The organism is Streptomyces sp. TLI_053 (assembly GCF_900105395.1).
In the GTDB taxonomy this organism is placed as follows: Bacteria; Actinomycetota; Actinomycetes; order Streptomycetales; family Streptomycetaceae; genus Kitasatospora.
The window spans coordinates 1,187,328-1,203,599 of the sequence record NZ_LT629775.1; the positions used below are offsets into that span (position 1 = coordinate 1,187,328).

11 protein-coding genes are annotated in these 16,272 nt (G+C 75.1%); 1 reads left to right on the forward strand and 10 read right to left on the reverse strand.

The genetic code is table 11. From position 1 onward, the window contains the following. Window positions 1–54: 54 nt before the first annotated feature. The 5 genes from BLU95_RS44945 to BLU95_RS04475 all read right to left on the reverse strand — a co-directional run bounded on the left by BLU95_RS44945 (window position 55) and on the right by BLU95_RS04475 (window position 7,645). Window positions 55–3,093, reverse strand: a complete 3,039-nt coding sequence (locus BLU95_RS44945) for a bpX6 domain-containing protein (RefSeq protein WP_093858797.1) — start codon at window positions 3,091–3,093, stop codon at window positions 55–57. Then, a complete protein-coding gene (locus BLU95_RS04460) occupies window positions 3,090–4,814 on the reverse strand; it encodes a hypothetical protein (RefSeq protein ID WP_093858798.1) in 1,725 nt (574 codons plus the stop codon). The genes BLU95_RS44945 and BLU95_RS04460 overlap by 4 nt, the downstream gene beginning before the upstream one ends. Further along, on the reverse strand, window positions 4,811–5,245 hold the full coding sequence (locus tag BLU95_RS04465; protein WP_093858799.1) for a bpX5 domain-containing protein: 435 nt from the start codon (window positions 5,243–5,245) through the stop codon (window positions 4,811–4,813). Before BLU95_RS04465 ends, BLU95_RS04460 begins: the two co-directional genes overlap by 4 nt. Then, a complete protein-coding gene (locus tag BLU95_RS04470) occupies window positions 5,242–6,438 on the reverse strand; it encodes an AAA family ATPase (RefSeq protein WP_231978280.1) in 1,197 nt (398 codons plus the stop codon). The genes BLU95_RS04465 and BLU95_RS04470 overlap by 4 nt, the downstream gene beginning before the upstream one ends. Before the next feature lie 118 nt (window positions 6,439–6,556). Continuing rightward, window positions 6,557–7,645 carry an RICIN domain-containing protein gene (locus tag BLU95_RS04475; protein ID WP_093858800.1) on the reverse strand — a complete coding sequence of 363 codons (1,089 nt, stop codon included), beginning with the start codon at window positions 7,643–7,645 and terminating at the stop codon, window positions 6,557–6,559. A 225-nt stretch (window positions 7,646–7,870) separates the two neighbouring features. On the opposite strand from BLU95_RS04475, the gene BLU95_RS04480 reads away from it, so the two are divergent. Next, entirely contained in the window at window positions 7,871–8,782 is a 912-nt protein-coding gene (locus BLU95_RS04480; RefSeq protein ID WP_093858801.1) for a CAP domain-containing protein, read from the forward strand. Window positions 8,783–8,815: 33 nt separating this feature from the next. Here the strand turns inward: BLU95_RS04480 and BLU95_RS04485 are convergent, their stop codons facing one another. From BLU95_RS04485 to BLU95_RS04505, 5 genes are all read right to left on the reverse strand, one after another. Next, window positions 8,816–9,322, reverse strand: coding sequence for a DUF4240 domain-containing protein (locus tag BLU95_RS04485; protein ID WP_231978281.1), 507 nt, complete (start codon window positions 9,320–9,322; stop codon window positions 8,816–8,818). A gap of 75 nt (window positions 9,323–9,397) precedes the next feature. Then, window positions 9,398–10,123, reverse strand: a complete 726-nt coding sequence (gene narI, locus BLU95_RS04490; RefSeq protein WP_093858802.1) for a respiratory nitrate reductase subunit gamma — start codon at window positions 10,121–10,123, stop codon at window positions 9,398–9,400. 49 nt (window positions 10,124–10,172) lie between these two features. Then, window positions 10,173–10,802, reverse strand: coding sequence for a nitrate reductase molybdenum cofactor assembly chaperone (gene narJ, locus BLU95_RS04495; RefSeq protein WP_093858803.1), 630 nt, complete (start codon window positions 10,800–10,802; stop codon window positions 10,173–10,175). Then, window positions 10,799–12,406, reverse strand: a complete 1,608-nt coding sequence (narH, locus tag BLU95_RS04500) for a nitrate reductase subunit beta (protein WP_093858804.1) — start codon at window positions 12,404–12,406, stop codon at window positions 10,799–10,801. Before narH ends, narJ begins: the two co-directional genes overlap by 4 nt. Next, the gene (locus tag BLU95_RS04505) at window positions 12,406–16,167 is read right to left on the reverse strand and encodes a nitrate reductase subunit alpha (RefSeq protein WP_502689856.1); all 3,762 of its coding nucleotides are present in this window, start codon (window positions 16,165–16,167) and stop codon (window positions 12,406–12,408) included. Before BLU95_RS04505 ends, narH begins: the two co-directional genes overlap by 1 nt. Window positions 16,168–16,272 lie beyond the last annotated feature (105 nt).

Below are 16,272 nucleotides of genomic sequence, written 5' to 3' on the forward strand. Positions count from 1 at the left end.
TTCGCAGGGTGGCGCGTCGAGGAAAAGCGGAATCCGGGGCCGCCCGGTGTCCGGTCAGCGGACGGTGACCCTGAGGTTGGCGAGCAGGGCGGTGCCGTCGGCGGAGGTGGCGAGGACGCGGCCCGAGCGGTGCCAGTAGGTGACGGTGCCGGCGTGGTGGCGCACGCCGATCCGGTCGCCGGACGCGTTCGGCACCAGGACGGTGACGCCGGGCGCGGAGCACGGGCCGGAACCGGCGTACGCGCGCAGGCCGGTGCCGTCCGGGGTCGGCACGGTGAGCGCCCAGTGGTCGCCGTCGGCGGCCGGGCCGAGCGGGGCGCAGCCGTCGACGGTCAGTTCGGCCGCGGGGAGGCCGGAGGTCCAGCGCAGCACGGTGCGGTCGGCCGAGGCCGTACCGCTCCCGGCGGGCAGCGCCTCGGCGGTGAGCAGGCCGCCGGCGGCGAGCGCGACCGGTTCGAGGGCGTCCGCCGGGTCCGTGCGGGAGAGCAGGTCCGACAGGGCGTCGTCCACCCGCAGCCGGGCCCGCAGTTCCCAGCCGGGCAGGTCCCAGCGCCAGACCTCGGTGAGCGGCGAGTGGGCGGTCGACGGGCTGCGGACGAGCGCCGCGCAGCCGTTCGCGGTTCGGGTGATGCCACCCAGCAGCGTTTCCTCGCCGCCGAGTTCGCGCCGGACGGCGACCGGGCGCGGGGCCGTGGTGTCGAGGACGACGATGCCGCCGTCCGCCGCGGCGATCAGCCGGTGGCCGTCGTAGGTGGGGGCCGGCCGCCGGGCCCGCAGGGTGGTCCAGGGCCGGACGGTGCGGGTGGCGAGATCGAGACGGGCGAGTCCGAGCAGGTCGGGACCGTGCTCGGTCACCAGCAGCGCACCGCCGCCGTGGTCGGCGAGGACCAGGCGGTCGGTGGGGGTGTCCCAGTGGGCCCGGGTGCGACCGTCGGGGGCGAGCAGCCGGACGCCGGCCTGGCCGCAGGCCACCAGCAGGGAGCCCGAGGCGAGCAGTACCGCGTCCAGGACCGGCAGGGTGCCCGGCCGGTCGACCGCCGTGTGGGCGGGAGCGGATCCGCCGGGCCGGCGCACCGGTCGCGGGCGGGGGCGGGGCAGGTCGGCGGCGGTCAACGGGTCGGCGCGGCCGAGCAGTCGGTCGAACAGGGGGTGCTCGGCGACGCCGCCGCCGAGGCCGCCGTCGCGGACGGCCGCCCGGGCGGCGGCGGTGGCGAGTTCGCGGTCGGTGGCCGGGTCGGCGGCGGGCAGGCGGGCGAGGGCCGCGGCCAGCGCCGAGCGGCCGGTGGCGTTCGGGTCGCCGTCGCCGTCGAGGATTGCGCGGGCGAGCGCCCGGGTGGCGGTGCCGAAGCCCTGGGCCGTCAGGTCCGGCAGGGCGAGCAGGTAGGGCAGGGCCCGGCCCCGGGTGGGGCCGCCGAGGGCGACCGCGTCCCGCAGGTCGGCGGCGACCGACGGCCGCAGCGCCTCGTCCGGCCAGACCGCCTCGACGGCGCCCAGCCGGTCGCCGGCCGCGCGGCAGTGTCCGGCCCAGGCCGCGCGCAGTTCGCGGGCGGCCTGCGGATCGGTGGCGGCCAGCCGTTCGACCGCGGTGGCGAAGGCGCCCCGGCGGTGCGCGGTCCGCACGGCCCGCGCGCGTTCGCCGGCCCGCCACCACAGGCGGACCACCAGGTCGGCGGCGAGCTCGCGGCCCTCGGCGAGTTCGGCGGCCCGGGTGAGGCGGTCGTGCCGTTCGAACAGGGCGACGGCCTCGGCGGGTGCCTCCAGCAGGTCGGCCAGGACGAAGGCCGCCTCGTCGTACCGGCCCTGCTGCTCCAGCCGCTCGGCGGCGGCCCGGTAGAGCTCGGTGAGGTGCTGGTGCACGGTCGGGCCGGAGAACGCGTTCGCCGCGGCCGGGCCGATCCGGAGCAGGGTGGGGCGCAGTTGCCCGGTGAAACGCGTGGGCAGGGCGAGGGAGACCAGGGGGCGTTCGGTCGCGGCGCCGCGCTCCCGGCCCGCGAGCGGCGGGGCGTCGCGCAGGGCGTCCTCCCAGCGCTGCTGCTCGAAGGCGCGGGTGAGGTCGCGCAGGTAGCGGGCGTGGCGCTGGTGGAGGAGGCGGGCGGCGGGGGTGCGCAGGGTGAACCGGGCCAGCAGGTCGCCGAGCCAGGGTCGGCGGCCCCGGCGCGGGGCGGGGGCGGCGCTGCCGGAAGGCCCGGGGGCGGCGGGGCCGGAAGGCCCCGCCGTGGCTCCGCCCCCGCCCCGGGCGGCGCGTCGGCCGAAGAGGGCCCCGTGGGCGAGACCCCCGACGATCGAGGCGAAGACGACGCCGCCCGGGTCGAAGCCGGCGTCCTCGAGCAGGCCGAGGCCGAAGAGCACCACGAACAGCAGGGGCACCACCATCAGCAGGACGACGACGACCGCCGCGTGGTGGGGGGCGAGGGTAATCGGCCGGGTGGTCTGCCACCAGGCGGGCCCTCGGCCGGCGCCTCGGCCGGCACCGCCCCCGGCGCCGGTGCGCCCGGCGGACGGCGGGTCGGTCGGCCGCTCGGACTGCCGCCGGGCCCGGCGGGCGCGGGCGCGCGGCGTCCCGGCGGTCAGCCGCCGGGCCCGCCCGGACGGCGGCCGGATGCCGGCCGCCGCCCTGAGGTCCGGCCGGGGGACGTCCGGGACCGAGTCCTCGACGGGCGGCGCCTCCGGTGCCGGGGCCGCACCGACCGGGCGCGGCCGGTGCAGGGCGAGGCCGGTCGGGTCGAGCCAGTCGGCGGGGTCCAACCCGGGCAGCTCGGCGACGAGGTGGGTGACCGTCGATCCGCCCGCCGTCAGCACGAGGCGGCCGTCGGCGGTGACCGCGGCGGAGCCGGAGGCAGGAGTGTCCGCAACCGACGGCCCGCCGTGCCCGGCGCGCTCCAGCGGGAGCCCGGGCGCCCGGTCCACCCGGGTGCGGACCGGCTCGGGCAGCAGCAGGAGCCAGCGGCCGTCGGGCAGTTCGCACAGCCGCGCGTCCGCACGCCAGAGTTCGAGGACGCGCCCGGCGGCCTCCGGCGCACCGATCAGCGGCACGTCGAGCACGAAGCCGGTGGCGAGGACGGTCCCGGCGGCACGCCGGAGGGGGGCGTTCACGCGCTGCTCCCGATCACGTGGTGGATCCGGCCGGTGGTGGCGTCGCCCACCACGACCCGGCCGGGCGGGCGCTCGGCCGCGATCAGCGGTCGGGCGGGGTGCACGGCCGGCGGGGCGGTGCCGCCGGAGAATCCGTTCAGGGTCCGGACACCGTCGTGCCGGATCGCCCGCACCGTCCGGCTCCCGGGTGCCCAGGTGATCAGCACCGGCTCGCGCCCGTCGTGCACCAGGCCCGCCACCTGGGCTTTCTCTCGGAACGAAAGCCGGCGTTCGTCACCGAGCCGGGTCCGCACCGTCCAGGTCCTGCCGTCCTCGGACCAGGCCGCGGTGCCGCCCGCGTGCACCAGGTGCCTGGCCCGCAGCGCGTCGGTAGGCAGCGTCTGCTCGAACAGCCTTGGCTCGCGGCATCGTTCGAAGCCGAACGGGCCCTCCGCCCGCCGGCCGACCGGGCCGTCGTCGGTGACCGCGCCGTCGGGCCCGATCCGGCGCCAGCGGCCGGCGACCGGGACGAGCAGGTCGTCCCCGGAGCGCAGCAGCGGCAGCACCGGGCGGCTCGCCAGGGCCCCCAGGACCGTCCCGTCGAGGCCGAGGAAGGCCGGGTCGACGGCGAACTCCGCGCTCCCGCCGACCTGTCGCCCGCTGACGTACCGGAGTACCCGGTCCCGGTGCAGGTGGAGGGCGAACAGGCGGCGGCCGGTCCGGCCGGCGGCGATCACCCGGCCGTTCAGGTGGTGCGACTTGGAGCGGGTGGCGGCGGCGTGCTTGTGCTCGGGCTGCCGAACGTCCGTGGCGAGCAGGACCCCCTCGTACTGGCCCCGGGTGAGCAGCACGGTCGTGTCGGTGGTGAAGACGGGCAGGGCCAGGCCGGCCGGACCGGCCGCGTCGGCGGGGGTCGGGACGAGCACCGCACCGTTGCGCCGGAACTCCGCGCCGCGCAGCGCGCGGACGGCGATGTCGGCCGCGGGCAGCGGCAGTTCGGCCTCGGTGCGGTCGAGGCGGACGGTGACGTGGGTGGCGCCCTCCGGGCCCCAGCGGGCCACGTCGGTGGAGAGGACGCGGGGCGGGCCGGACGGCGAGCCGTCCGGCGGACCGAGCAGCCCCGGGAGCCCGTCGGCGAGCCGGGACGAGGTGAGCAGCCAGACCCGGTCCGCGGCGTCGAGTCCGGCGACGGCCTGCCGCACGTGCTCGGCGGTCGGCTCGGTGGGGCGGCGGGCCGCGAGCCAGGAGGGCAGCAGGTCGGCCGGTTCACCGGCGAGCCACCAGCCGGGCGGGTCGCCGAGCACGCCCACCCGCAGTTCGCTGCCGCGGGCGGTGGCCCGGCGGTGCAGCACCAGCAGCGCGGCCAGTTGGACCAGTCGGCCGGCGCCGGCCTGGGACGGGCCGGCATCGACCAGCACGACCGTCCGGCCGCGCGTGGCGGTGCTGCGGAACTCGGGTGCCAGGTACAGGAGTTCGCGGTCGACGAAGCGGCGCAGGAACTCCTCGGGGTGCTCCTGGGCGAGCAGCCACTCGGCGGGCAGCAGCTGGTCCGGCCGGCCGTGGCGGCCGATCCCGCCCGTGCCGTCCGGCTCCCCCGGTCCGTCGGCCACCGGCTCGCGGGCACCGACGAGTCGGTCCAGCCGTCGCAGCAACGGCCCGAGGGCGACCGCGAGTTCGGGGGTCAGCGCGGACAGCGTCCCGGCCCACGGGGCGAGTGCGGCGGGCAGTCGGGTGGCGCTCATCGTCCGGCCCGCCGGGTCAAGGGCGTGAGGGCGTCCGGGTCGGTGGCGGCGGCCGGCGGTGCGGCCACCAGGGCGTGGCCGGGGACGAGCACGCAGAGGTCCCCGGGCCGGGCGCCGAGGGCGGACCGCCAGAGGGTCGCGGCAGGCCGGGGGCGGGCGGTGGTCGGGACGAGCAACTCCTCGTCGTGGCCGAGGTAGTGGGCGCCGTCCGCCCACGGGAGCCCGTCCTCGGCACCGAGCACGAGCAGGGTGGTGTCGTCGGCGAGCACGCCGAGCCGGGCGCCGTCGGCGAGGCGGTCCCGGGTCGCGGCGGCCAGGGCCGGGACGGCGTCGCCGACCGCGAGCACGGCGGCGGCGGTCAGCGGGGGCTCGCGGCGCTCCCAGGTGAGCGCCACGGCGGGTGGCGGGGTCGGTCCGTCGGTGGCGGTCACGAGGGCGCGACCGCCGCGACGAGCTCGGCGCGTATGCCGGCCAGGGCGGCGGGCAGGTCGGCCGGGGCGAAGCCGGCGTCGATCTCGCGCAGCGCGGCCTCCAGGCGCAGCCGGGAGTCCCGGCCCTCGGGCAGGCCGCGGTGGCCGGCGAGCAGGGCGGCGCCGGTGCGGGCGAGTCGTTCGGCGCGGGCCGCCGAGCTGCGCGACAGCTCCTCGGCGGCGTGGGCGAGGCTCTGGTTGGCGGCCTTCTCGATCAGGTCGCCGAGGGTGTCGCGGGCCAGCGCCTGGGTGTCCGCGGTGGGCGCGACCAGTGGCAGCACCCACAGGTCGCGCGCGGTGGCGACGGTCCGGCCGTCGAGGACGGCGGCGGCCGCGACCAGGCGCTGGGAGCGGACGGCCCGCCGGTCGCTCACGGGCACCCCGGCGGCGCGCAGCCGGCGCAGCGCGGAGGCGAGCAGCGGGGTGACGCCGTCGAGTCCGCAGCCCCGGGCAGCGTCGGCGAGCCGGTCCAGCGCGCCGAGCCGGCCGTCCGGGCCGGCCCCACCGCGTGGGCCGTCGGGGAGCTGCACGACCGGGGCCGGGGCCGGCCGGCGCCCGGCCTCCAGGAGTTCCTCCAGCCGGGCGTCGGCCACCGGATCGACGAACACCCGGGCGAGGAAGCGGTCGGCGAAGGCGGCGAGCGCCGGGTCCTCCGGCAGGTGGTTGGCGGCGCCGACGCAGACCCGCAGCGGGCTGGCCAGGACGGTGCCGCCGCGCCGGAACACCCCCTCGTTGAGCAGGCCCAGCAGGGTGTTGAGGACGGCCGTGGAGCCGAGGAACACCTCGTCGAGGAAGGCCACGTCCGCCTCGGGCAGCATGCCGGAGGTCTCGAACTCGACCCGGCCCTCGCGCAGGCTGCGCAGGTCGACCGGGCCGAACAGCTCGTTGGGCTCGGTGAACCGGCCGAGCAGGTACTCGAAGTAGCGGCCGCCGAGCTGCCCGGCCACCCGGCGCACGGCCTCCGACTTGGCGGTGCCCGGCGGTCCGACGACGAGCAGGTGCTCCCCGGCGACGGCGCAGAGCGCCACCACCTCGGCGACCGCCTCCCGGTCGACCATGTCGCGCCCGGCGGCGGCCACGACGCCCGCGATCAGCTCGGCGTCCTGGCGGAGCGCGGCGGGAGAGGCGTCGGAAGGGGTGCTGGTGTCGGTCACAGACACGGGATTCTACGGAGGCCGGACCACCGGCCTCCAGCGGGTTTCCGCGGCTCCCCGCCGCCGGGGCTACCGGGCACGAGCCGCAGCGGCTCGTGCCCGGTAGCCCCGGAGGCCGTCAGCCCGCCAGCTTCCAGAGCTGGCCACCGCCCAGGCCCTTGGTGCAGTCCAGCGCGGCCAGCGGGCTGCCGGCCGAACCGGCGGTCAGGCAGCCGCCGTTCGGGTAGCCGTTCTGCATGTTGTAGACGCCCCGGATCCGGTACCAGCCGTTGCCGTACTCCTCGAACCGCCACAGCTGGTTGCTGCCACCGTGCGCCTTCACCAGGTGCGTCCGCCAGTCGTTGGGGATGACGTCCACCAGCATGGCGCCGCGGTAGTCCGTCTCGATCTGCCAGTTGCCGTTGCCCACGTCCCACAGCGCCCACTTCTGGGCCTGGTTGCCGTTCGGGTACTGGCCCTGGATCCACGCCCCCGCGTTGGTGTTGGCGTCCTGGAGGTCCACCGCGAGGCCGTTGTCGGCGATCAACGTGGTCACCTTCCCGTGCGCGGGCCGGCCGCCCTCGCCCCTGGCCCGGGCGTCGGCCGCCTCGTGCGCGGACTTCTGCGAGGTGGTCGGGAACCAGTAGGTGTACTTGTCGCTGGTGCTGCCCGCCGTGCCGGTGGAATGGGTGTGCCCGTAGTGACGCCAGTTCTGGTAGCCGTAGTTGCCGTCGTTGCTCCAGACCTGGCCGTCGGAGTCGAAGACGTACACGTCGTAGAGCGCCTTGTCGTCGGAGCCCTCGTACTGGACGGTGCCGAAGCAGTTCGACTTCTGCAGGATGTTCTCCCGGAAGCCCTTGCCGGACCGGAAGATGCTGATGTTGTACTCGCCCCGGGTGAGGTACTGCAGCTTCTTGGACAGGCTCTCCAGGAACCCGGCCTGGTTCTCCCGCAGTTCGGCGCTCTTCCGGGCCTCGTCGATCAGCGACTTCACGAAGTCGGCTCCCGCGAAGACACCGCCGATCAGCGCACCCGGGTCGATGCCCCCGGCCGAGCTCCTGGGCGTGATGGGCGAGGTCCGGACCACCGGGGTGCTGATCCCGCCGACGATCTGCCGGCACTCGACGCCCATGCTGATGTCGGCGGACGCCTGGGTCGGCGCCACGAGAGCGATGCCGGCGGTCGCGGTGACGGCGGCGAGCGCCGTTCCGAGGAACTTGCGAAACATGATGTCCGTCTCTCCGTGAGTCGCTGCCCGGGCGGCATCCGGCCGGCCGGGTCGAGCGGAACGGGAACGACTCTGGCCCGCCCGCGTACACACGCCGTACACGACCGGTGGACCGTCGCCGCCACGGCGTCCACGGATCGCTGACGTCCTGTGCACACGCCGCTGGTGTCCTGCTCATGCCCGCCCCGCAACCGGGGCGGGACCGTCGAGCAGTAGGAGAACCCCGTGAACGACACCTCCACCCGCACCACCCGTGTCCGCGCCCGGTCGGCGGGGGCGGTGCTCGCCGCGTGCGCGCTGTCGGTCACCGGCCTCGCGCTGTCCGCCGCGCCGGCGAACGCCGCCGCCACGGACGTGGTCGAGCAGACGATCACGATCCAGGACCACCAGAACCACCACGCGCTGGCCGGCGCGGACGGGGAGGGCTCTCGGATCGTCGCGCGCAACTACCGCGACAGCTCCACCCAGTTCTGGATATCCAACAAGCCGAACGGCCGGGTCGACTTCGTCCGCAACGTCAACGGCACCGAGCGTGTCGTCGAGATGGACACCAGGGACGGCCGGACCACCCAGTTCGTCCACTGGTGGGCGGGGGACAACCAGCAGTGGACCCTGGAGAACGCCGCGGAGGGCGGCACCTACCTGCACAACGCCCGGGACAACCGCTGTCTGACCTACCACGGCCAGGACCGCGAGGTGACCGTCGAGTCCTGCGACGGCAGCATGTCCCAGCGGTTCGACCTGGTGCCCGGGTCCGGCACCACCCAGCCCCCGACGTCCTCGAACGAGCAGCGCTTCCTCCAGCGCCTCAACGAGCTGCGCGCCCAGTACGGCAAGGCACCGGTGCGGCTCGACGCGACCCTCGGCCAGGCCGCCCGGTGCAACGCCGGCCAGATGGACCAGCGTCACGTGTCCGGCCACTTCTGCGACTCGGGCGCCATCGCCAAGGGCCTCGGCTACAACTGGCGGGCCTGGGGCGAGATCGCCTTCTACGGCCCCACCGGCATCGACGCCGCCTTCGACGGCTGGGTGAGGTCCTCGCTGCACTTCAACATCATGATCGACGGCAACTACACCGAGGTCGGCCTCTCCCAGGTCGGCGCGGCCTCCTGGAACGCCGACTTCGGCACTCGCTGACCTCCCCCGTGAGGGACGGCCGGACCACGGCCGTCAGAGGTTCGGCCATCCCTCGCGGTTGGAGCACGACTCGTAGTCGTAGCGGGTGACGTGCTCCCACTCCTCGCCCGTCGCCGCCTCGAAGGCCTCCTCGTGGACGTACAGCAGGGCTTCGCCGCTGCGGAAGGAGTGGGCGGCGAACAGCTCCGGATCGGCGAGCACCCGGTCGTACGCGGCCCGGCCGGCGGCGACCACGGCGGCGCGGGCGTAGAGGAAGCCGTCGTCGCTCAGCGGCACCGGCACCCCGGGGAGGTCCGGGTCCACGGCCCGTTGGGTGCCGTACTCCTCCCGGTCGAGGCGGTACAGCGCTTCGACGAGGCGTTCGCCGTAGCCGAGGATCTCCTCGACCGGACCGGCGGCGAGCACCTCGCCCAGCCGCTCGCAGCCCTCGTCGAGGGTCGCGCAGACGGCGACCGCGGACTCGCCGCCGATCAGGTCGATCAGCTGCCAGAACCGCTGCCAGGACAGCTCTGCCGCCGGTGCCTCGTCGATGGTGCTCACGGTCGTACCGTTCCGTTCCGGATTCGGGTGGGTCGGCACCGATCCTGGCACGGACCACCGACAACCGGACGGCGGTCAGTCCTCGACCCCCTCCCAGCCGCGCCGGGGCGGCGCGCCGGCGGGCTGCTTCGGGTCGCGGGAGCGGTAGACGATGTACGGGCGGAAGAGGTACTGCACGGGTGCGCTGAACATGTGCACCAGGCGTGTGAAGGGCAGCAGCGCGAACAGCAGCAGGCCGACCACCGCGTGCACCTTGAACGCGACCGGCACGTCCGCCATCCGGTACACGTCCGGGCTCAGGGTGAACAGGCTGCGGACCCACGGGGCGATGGTGGTGCGGTAGTCGTATCCGGCGTCGAGCGAGGCGTGCGTCAGCTTGGCGACCAGGCCGAGCACGATCGCCGCGAGCAGCACCGCGTACATCAGCTTGTCGTTGCGGGTGGTGGCGCGCAGCACGGCCGGGTTGGTGCGCCGGCGGTAGAGCAGCACCAGGATCCCGGTGACGGCGAGCAGTCCGGCCGCGCAGCCGGCGAACAGCGAGAGCAGGTTGTAGGCGTGCTCGTCCAGGCCGACCGCGTCGGTCCAGGAGGCGGGCACGAACAGGCCCATCAGATGGCCGACCAGGACGAACAGGATGCCGTAGTGGAACACCGGCGAGGCGAGGTTCAGCAGCCGGGACTCGTAGATCTCGGAGGAGCGGGTGGTCCAGCCGAACCTGTCGTAGCGGTAGCGCCAGACGAGGCCGGAGACGAGGAGCGCGAGCGCGATGTACGGCAGCGCGCCCCAGAGGAAGGTGTCCATCGGCGGGTCTCCGGTCGGGGTTCGGAAGGGTTCGGTCGGGACAGCTCCGTCAGGACGGCTCGGTCAGCACCGGCAGCAGCCCGAGGTGCCCGTACGGCGTGAGCGGGTCCAGCCCGACGTCCTCCCGGGGCGGCCCGCTGCGGGCCAGGGCCAGGGCGGCGGCGCGGTCCTTCGGCGAGGGGCCGGGCAGGGTGGCGCAGACGGCGGCGAGCACGTCCGCGTACGGCGTGCCGTGCTCGGTGAGGGCGAGCCGCAGCAGTTCCAGCGCGGGCCGGTGCTCGCGCAGCAGGGTGTCGTCGCCGGTGGCGGCGGTGAACTCCAGTACGGCGGGCAGGAAGTCGGGCAGGTCCTCGCCGGTGAACTCCAGGGCGTGCGCCCGGTAGGCGGCCTTGAAGCGCAGCAGCGCCGCGCCCCGCCGGCGGGTGTCGCCGTCGGTCCACCAGCTCAGGTGGAGGCTGTGCCGCTGCCGGAAGTCGAACACCTCGACGTACTGGCGGGCGAGTTCGCCGGGCGGGAGGCCGGCGGCGCGGCCGAGGAAGGCCCGCAGCGGCGCGGCGGCGGCGTGCCGGACCGGGGCCAGCAGCGCGGTCAGCTCCGTCGGCGGCGTGGTCCGGTCGGGGTAGCAGAGGCATTCGGCGGCGACCCGGCGCACCACCGCCGCCGCCCCGTCGCCGCTCACCGGCCGGCCTCCGGCGGGTCCTGCCGGTCGCCGGTCTGGCGCCGGCGCAGCGCGTGGAAGCTCTCGACCGTGATCAGCGGCAACGAGCGGCGCCCCGATCCCTCGCCGAACGGCCCGTCCGCGCCGCCGGGGTCGCCGTCCGTGTGGTCGAGGCCGCAGCCGGTGGGCACGGCGGACTCCTCCAGGCGTTCGGCGTCGGCGCGGGCGGCGGTCGGGATGACGTAGCGGTCCTCGTACTTGGCGATCGCGAGCAGCCGGAAGAGGTCCTCGACCTGCCGGGCGTCGAGCCCGACCGCCTCGGCGGCGGCGGGGTCGGGGGTCCGGCCGAGGTTGACGGCGCGCATGTGGGCGCGCATCGCGGCCAGCCGGTCGAGGGCGGCGCGCACCGGCACCGGGTCCCCGGCGGTGAAGAGCTGGGCGAGGTAGTCGACCGGGATCCGCAGGGCGTCGATCGCGCCGAAGAGGTTGCCGGCGTCCTCGCCGTCGTGGCCGCTGGCGGCGACCTCCTCGACGACCGGGGAGAGCGGCGGGATGTACCAGACCATCGGCAGGGTGCGGTACTCGGGGTGGAGCGGCAGCGCGACCCGGTAGGTGCTGATGAGCGCGTGCACGGGCGAGCGGCGGGCGGCCTCGATCCAGTCGTGGGGCACGCCGTCGCGTTCGGCGGCCCGCCGCACCTCGGGGTCCTCCGGGTCCAGGAAGACGCCCAACTGGGCCCGGTAGAGCTGGTGCTCGTCCGCCACGGAGGCGGCTTCGGTGACCCGGTCGGCGTCGTAGAGGACGATGCCGAGGTAGCGCAGCCGCCCGACGCAGGTCTCGGAGCAGACGGTGGGCAGGCCGACCTCGGTGCGCGGGTAGCAGAAGGTGCACTTCTCGGCCTTGCCGGTGCGGTGGTTGAAGTAGATCTTCTTGTAGGGGCAGCCGGTGACGCACTGGCGCCAGCCCCGGCAGCCGTCCTGGTCGACCAGGACGATGCCGTCCTCGGCCCGCTTGTAGATCGCGCCGGACGGGCAGGCGGCCACGCAGGCGGGGTTGAGGCAGTGCTCGCAGATCCGGGGCAGGTAGAACATGAAGCTCTGCTCGTACTCGAACCGGATCCGCCGCCCGACCTCCTCGCGCATCCGCTCGACATTGGGGTCGGCGGGTCCGTGCTCGGGGGCGCCGCCGAGGTCGTCGTCCCAGTTGGGGGACCATTCGACGGCCATCGGCCGGCCGGTGATCATCGAGTGCGGCCGGCCGACGGGGTAGTCCTCGCCGAGCGGGGCGTCGGTGAGGGCGCGGTAGTCGTACGTCCAGGGCTCGTAGTAGTCCTGGAGGGTGGGCAGCACCGGGTTGGCGAAGATGGTGGCGAGCTTGTACAGCCGCCCGCCCTGGCGGAGTTTCAGCCGCCCGTGGCGGTCCAGCCGCCAGCCGCCGCGCCACTTCTCCTGGTCCTCGTAGCGGCGCGGGTAGCCGAGCCCGGGGCGGGTCTCGACGTTGTTGAACCAGACGTACTCGGTGCCGGCGCGGTTGGTCCAGGTCTGTTTGCAGGTCACCGAACAGGTGTGGCAGCCGATGCACTTGTCGAGGTTCATCACCATGGCGAGCTGGGCCATCACGCGCATCAGTACCGCACCTCCTGGCTCCGTCGGCGGATCACCGTCACCTCGTCGCGCTGGTTCCCGGTCGGTCCGAGGTAGTTGAACGCCCAGGAGAGCTGGGCGTAGCCGCCGATCAGGTGGGTGGGCTTGAGCAGCACCCTGGTCAGCGAGTTGTGGATGCCGCCGCGCTTGCCGCCGGTCTCGGCCCGGGGCACGTTGACGGTGCGTTCCTGCGCGTGGTGCATGTAGACCGTGCCGGGCGGCATCCGGTGCGAGACGACGGCCCGGGCGACGACGACTCCGTTGCGGTTGACGGCCTCGATCCAGTCGTTGTCGGCGACTCCGATGGCGGCGGCGTCCTCGACCGACATCCAGACCACCTGCCCGCCGCGGGAGAGCGCGAGCATGAACAGGTTGTCCTGGTACTCGGAGTGGATGGACCACTTGTTGTGCGGGGTGAGGTAACGGACCGTCACTTCGGCGCGCCCGTCCGCGCCGAGGGCCGGTTCGCCGAAGAGCCGGCGCAGGTCGAGCGGCGGCCGGTAGACCGGCAGCGCCTCGCCGAGTTCGTGCATCCAGTCGTGGTCGACGAAGAAGTGCTGGCGCCCGCTGAGCGTGTGCCAGGGCTTGAGGTGCTCGGTGTTGACGGTGAACGGGCTGTAGCGGCGCCCGCCGGACTCGCTGCCGGACCACTCGGGCGAGGTGACCACCGGGGCGGGGGCGGCCTGGGTGTCGGCGTAGGTGACCCGGCGGCCCTCGTTCTCCGCCGCGAGGTGCGCCAGCTCCCGTCCGGTGCGGCGCTCCAGGTACCGGAAGCCCTGGGTGGCGAGCCGCCCGTTGGTGGTGCCGGAGAGCGCGAGCACGGTGTCCGCGGCCTTGACGGCGGTGTCCAGCAGCGGGCGGCCGTCGGCCGGGCCGCCGCGGGCGGTCCCGTTGCGTGCCTTGAGCTGCTCGACCTCCTGGTCCGGCCGCAGCACCACGCCCTTGACGGGCAGGCCGAGTTGCTCGACCAGCGGACCCAGCGCGGCCATCTTCGCCGCCACGGCGGGGTAGTCGCGTTCGACCACGGCCAGGTTCGGCAGGGTGACGCCGGGGACGGGCTCGCAGTCCCCGTCGCGCCAGTCGGCGTCGGTGCCGCCGGGCTGCGCCGTCTCGCCGGGGGTGTCGTGCTGGAACGGCGTGGCGACGACGTCGTGCCGCACCCCGAGGTGCTCGGCGGCGAGTTCGGAGAACCGCCCGGCGATCGCGTGGAAGGCGTCGAAGTCGGTGCGGGCCTGCCAGGGCGGGTCGACGGCCGGAGCGAAGGAGTGCACGAAGGGGTGCATGTCGGTGGAGGAGAGGTCGTGCTTCTCGTACCAGGTGGCGGCGGGCAGGACGACGTCGGACAGCAGGGTGGAGGAGGTCATCCGGAAGTCCAGCGAGAGCAGCAGGTCGAGCTTGCCCTCGGGTGCCTCCGGGTGCCAGCGGACGTCGCGCGGGCGCTGCTCCGGCCCGGCCTCGCGGGCCCGCAGCGAGGAGTGGGTGCCGAGCAGGTGCTTGCTGAAGTACTCGGCGCCCTTGGCGGAGGAGCCGAGCAGGTTGGCCCGCCAGAGCGTCATCACCCGGGGCCAGTTGGCGGGTTCGTCCGGGTCCTCGCAGGCGAACCCCAGGCGTCCGGCGCGCAGTTCCGCGACCACGTGCTCCTTCGGGTCGCGGCCGAGGTCGCGGGCCTCGTCGGCCAGGTCGAGCGGGTTGCGGTCGAAGGTCGGGTAGGAGGGCATCCAGCCGACCCGGGCCGAGCGGGCCAGCAGGTCGACGGTGGCCAGGCCGCGGAACCGGCCGGTGCCGAGCGGGGAGGCGAGCACGTCGGCGGGGTAGGTGTCGTAGCGCCACTGGTCGGTGTGCAGGAAGAACCAGCCGGTGCCGATCATCTGCCGGGGCGGGCGGGACCAGTCGGTGGCTCCGGCGAGGGTGGCCCAGCCGGTGAACGGGCGGCACTTCTCCTGGCCCACGTAGTGCGCCCAGCCGCCGCCGTTGCGGCCCTGGCAGCCGGTCAGGGTGAGCAGGGCGAGGAAGGACCGGTAGATGGTCTCGGAGTGGAACCAGTGGTTGGTGCCGGCGCCCATCAGGATCATGCAGCGGCCGCCGGACTCCTCGGCGGTGCGGGCGAACTCCCGGGCCACCCGGACCACCTGGGCGGCCGGGACCGAGGTGTGGCGTTCCTGCCAGGCGGGGGTGCCGGGGGTGTCGGCGTCCTGGTAGGAGTCCGGCCAGCGGCCGGGCAGGCCCGGGCGGCCCACGCCGTACTGGGCGAGCAGCAGGTCGTGGACGGTGGTGACCAGCGCGCCGCCGTCGAGGCGCAGGGCCGGGACGCCGCGGCGGACGATCCCGCCCAGGCCCTGGCCGTGCTCGCCGCCGTCGGTGTCGAAACGCGGCAGCAGCACCTCGACCGGGGTGGCCGCCTCGTCGCCGTACAGGGTGAGGCGCGGGTGCACGTCCTGGAGGTCGAGGTTCCAGCGGCCCTCGCCGGAGGCGGTCCAGCGGAAGCCGAGCGAGCCGTTGGGCACGGCGGGGCGGCCGGTCGCCCCGTCGAGGACGACGAGTTTCCAGTCGGCGCCCTCGACGCCGTCGCCCCCGTCCCCGCCCCCGTCCTCGCCCGAGCCACCGCCCCCGAGGTCGCTCGCGCGCAGGAACTTGGCGGGCACGTACCCGCCGTCCCGTTCGGTGAGGGTGACCAGGAACGGCAGGTCGGTGAAGCGGCGGACGTAGTCGTCGAAGAAGGGCGTCGTGCGGTCGACGAAGAACTCGCGCAGGATCACATGGCCCATCGCGAGGGCCAACGCAGCGTCGGTGCCGGGGTGGGGGTGCATCCACTCGTCGGCGAACTTGGTGTTGTCCGCGTAGTCCGGGGAGACCGCCACCACCTTCTGCCCCCGGTAGCGGGCCTCGGCCATCCAGTGCGCGTCCGGCGTCCGGGTGACCGGCACGTTGGAGCCCCACATCATCAGATAGGCGGCGTCCCACCAGTCCCCCGACTCGGGCACGTCGGTCTGGTCGCCGAACACCTGCGGGGAGGCGACCGGCAGGTCCGCGTACCAGTCGTAGAAGGAGAGCATCGGCGCGCCGATCAGCGCGTGGAAGCGGGCGCCGGCCGCGTGCGAGACCATCGACATCGCCGGGATCGGCGAGAACCCGGCGATCCGGTCCGGCCCGTACCGCTTCACGGTGTGCACGTGCGCGGCGGCGACGATCTCCACCGCCTCGTCCCAGCTCGTCCGCACCAGGCCGCCCTTGCCCCGGGCCCGCTGGTAGGAGCGGCGGCGCTCCGGATCGTCCTGGACGTCCGCCCAGGCGAGCACCGGGTCCCCCAGCCGGGCGAGCGCCTCCCGGTACAGCTCCAGCAGCACCCCGCGCACGTACGGGTGGCGGACCCGGGTGGGCGAGTAGGTGTACCAGGAGAAGGCGGCGCCGCGCGGGCAGCCGCGCGGCTCGTACTCGGGGCGGTCGGGGCCGACGGACGGGTAGTCGGTGGCCTGGGTCTCCCAGGTGATGATGCCGTCCTTGACGAAGACCTTCCAGCGGCAGGAGCCGGTGCAGTTGACGCCGTGGGTGGAGTACACGACCTTGTCGTGGCTCCAGCGGTCCCGGTAGAAGGAGTCGGAGTCCCGCCCGCCGGTGAGCCGGACGCTGTGCAGGTCGGGCGCCGGGGTTCCGGGGCGGAAGAACCGGCCCGCCCGCAGGAACGCGGCCCCCGGCTCGCCCGGAGCCGGGGCGCCGGTGCCGGCGTTGCCACCATCACTGCCGATACCGCCGGTGCCGCTGGTCGGCTCCCGCACGTGAACACCCTCCCGATCCGGGCCGGACTGTGTGCCCATCGAAACCGCGCGGCCGCGGCACCGCACCCGGGGACG